This is a genomic window from Schlesneria sp. (genome assembly GCF_036405755.1).
Lineage (GTDB): Bacteria > Planctomycetota > Planctomycetia > Planctomycetales > Planctomycetaceae > Schlesneria > Schlesneria sphaerica.
The window spans coordinates 1-2560 of the sequence record NZ_DASWWZ010000117.1; the positions used below are offsets into that span (position 1 = coordinate 1).

Sequence of the window (2560 nt, forward strand, 5' to 3'; positions counted from 1 at the left end):
TCAAATGTTTGGTTGGAGACATTCCAGATTTCCTTATGGCAAGGTGCACAACATTGCAAATGAAGAATCGAGCCATGGCATTCGACCACATGGTCGGGGGAGAAACCGGACTTCTGAAACTGGCCATCGACGTTGCTGGTAAAGACGAAGGCCCCCAGTGGACATCGCTTCGCCCACTTCTGAAGAATTTGAAAACCAGGATGAGGAATTGTGGTCCGATAGAGGTTGTAGCGATGTCCGAAGAATCCCCAGGCAAGCTGAGGATCCGAACGAAACCAGTGTGGCGCCGACATCTCGCTGAAGGGCCGGCCGCGGAACGGTGGGTAGGCTTTCCAGAATCCCTCCGGGCCACGAAAATCGGGCAAGCCGGAGTCAACTCCCATGCCTGCCCCCGCCCCAATTAACAGAGCATCCGCATTGCGGAGTGCGTCTGCCGCCATTCGGTAGGATTCGTGCAGGTCCATATGTCCCTCCTCGCCAATCCGGCGTGTCGCCGACATCGATCAGCAGACTCGCATAGTGGTGATCGTCGACGCAGAGGGCGAATTTAGAGAAGCAGCAGAGGAGAATCAATCGCGGTGCCGAGGACATGCCGGGGACTGCAATCACAGGAGTATATGGACGCAGATCGTGAAGTGCTGTGGGCCGAACCCGCGAGGCCCGTGTTTCCGAACCGTTTCATTACTGTTCTGCCGTGACACGGTGACTTGCGTCAGTCTGCAAGCCCGCTTTGGGGGTCTTATCGTCTGCTGCCGCACTGTGCGACGGTTTGATGATTGTTCGAAGTGGGAATGCTGTCACTGCTTTCTATTCTTTTGGAATTTGCATCTTTGTCTCGATGACGCAGATCGTAAAAATGGACGCCCATTGGTGCTGAGGCTCTGCTCGCTCGTCCGTTCTTTTTTGACTAAACTGCGGCACCTGAGCAACAAGATGCTTTGCGACAGGTTCAGGCATGGAGCCGCACTTTCATTCGACAGTTCAAGGAGCGAGACGATGTCGGCAGTTGTGACGCCCGATGCGATTATGCAACTGGGGTTTGGTTTTTGGGGTTCCCGGACGTTGTTAAGCGCGGTGGAACTGGGACTGTTCACGGAACTGGCGAAAGGGCCGCTGACTCTGGAAGACGTCAGGGTAAAAATCGGTCTGCACGAGCGAGGCGCACGCGACTTCCTCGACGCTCTCGTGGCGCTCGGAATGCTGACGCGGGAAAACGGCAAGTACGGAAACACGCCAGCAACGTATCTGTATCTGGACAGGGCGAAACCGGGTTACATCGGCGGCATGCTGGAAATGATGAGCGCCCGTCTTTTCCGCTTTTGGGCCGATCTGACGGATGGGTTGCGGACGGGATTACCGCAGAACGAAAGTAAGCATGGTGGCGATCTTTTCGGAACCCTCTACAGTGAACCCCGGCGACTGGAACAGTTTCTTTCGGCGATGACGGGACTCAGTCTCGGACTTGCCAGGGTCCTGGCAGAGAAATTCCCGTGGTCTGAGTACCAGTCTTTCGTCGATATCGGTGCGGCCCAGGGAGGCGTTCCCGTCGTGCTTGCTCAAACCCATCCACACCTTAAGGGGACAGGAGCCGACCTGCCAATCGTGGGACCGATTTTCGAGAAGTACGTCGCGTCTCATGGATTGCAGGACCGGCTGAAGTTCGCACCGCTCGATTTTTTCGAACAGGCCCTTCCCAAAGCAGACGTCATTACCATGGGCCACATACTCCATGATTGGGATCTGCCGACAAAGAAGATGCTGATCCGCAAGGCCTATGATGCATTGCCGCCAGGTGGGGCACTGGTCGTTTGCGAAGCGATTATCGACGACGAACGCAAGACCAACGCGATGGGACTGCTGATGAGCTTGAACATGCTGGTCGAAACTCCGGGCGGTTTCGATTTTTCAGGGGCTGACTGTGCTGGCTGGATGAGCGAAGTTGGCTTCAAACAGATTCGAGTTGAACCGCTCAGTGGCCCTGATTCGATGGTTGTCGGGATCAAGTAATTTCAACAATGAGTCGAGGTTGTCCACCTCCCCCTGAGATGACATCAACGGGGGGGGGGGGCTGGCAATCGATTCTCGGCCTGTGCCCGCAGTGCGGTCGAAGCTGGAATGACGTCAGACACAACGGGACCGCCAGAGCCTTACGGAGACACGGCAAGCGACGGAACCGGCGGTTAACGATCCGAGCCTTGCCTGAGGGCCTTGACCGCCACATCGGTGATCCGACCCACGAGGGGATTGACCATACCGCGGCCATTCGGATGCAATCTGTTGCTCAGAAATATCACAAAGAGCTCCTGATCTGGATCGATCCAAAGTGACGTGCCAGTAAACCCACCGTGCCCGAAAGCGCGGGCAGAGAGGTCTTTACCACGGTTCGACGAATAGCGGGATTGAATGTCCCAACCGGGGCCCCTCACGTCCCGCGTCGGTTGACCATTTTTGTCGGAACCTTCGATGACATGTGGAGCTGTCATGGTGAGCCAACTCGACTGCTTAAGAATACGACTTTGATCGTGTTGAATCCCGGCGAGTGCGTCCCGCGCGAAACGGG

General features: G+C 56.1%; 3 protein-coding genes. 1 reads left to right on the forward strand and 2 read right to left on the reverse strand.

Features of this window, described 5'->3' with window-relative positions:
* Positions 1-464, reverse strand: a 464-nt coding sequence (locus tag VGE80_RS04035; RefSeq protein WP_440591760.1) for an SIR2 family NAD-dependent protein deacylase, incomplete at its 3' end; no start/stop codon positions are given.
* A gap of 532 nt (positions 465-996) precedes the next feature.
* Here VGE80_RS04035 and VGE80_RS04040 point away from each other — a divergent pair.
* The gene (locus VGE80_RS04040) at positions 997-2007 is read left to right on the forward strand and encodes a methyltransferase (protein WP_440591761.1); all 1011 of its coding nucleotides are present in this window, start codon (positions 997-999) and stop codon (positions 2005-2007) included.
* A gap of 173 nt (positions 2008-2180) precedes the next feature.
* On the opposite strand, the gene VGE80_RS04045 is transcribed toward VGE80_RS04040, so the two are convergent.
* Positions 2181-2560: serine hydrolase (locus tag VGE80_RS04045; protein ID WP_440591762.1), on the reverse strand; the 380-nt coding region annotated here is incomplete at its 5' end.

What these genes read in the sequence shown, in the direction of transcription:
- VGE80_RS04040 (WP_440591761.1), top strand. Translation starts at nt 997, where the DNA reads ATGTCGGCAGTTGTGACGCCCGATGCGATTATGCAACTGGGGTTTGGT.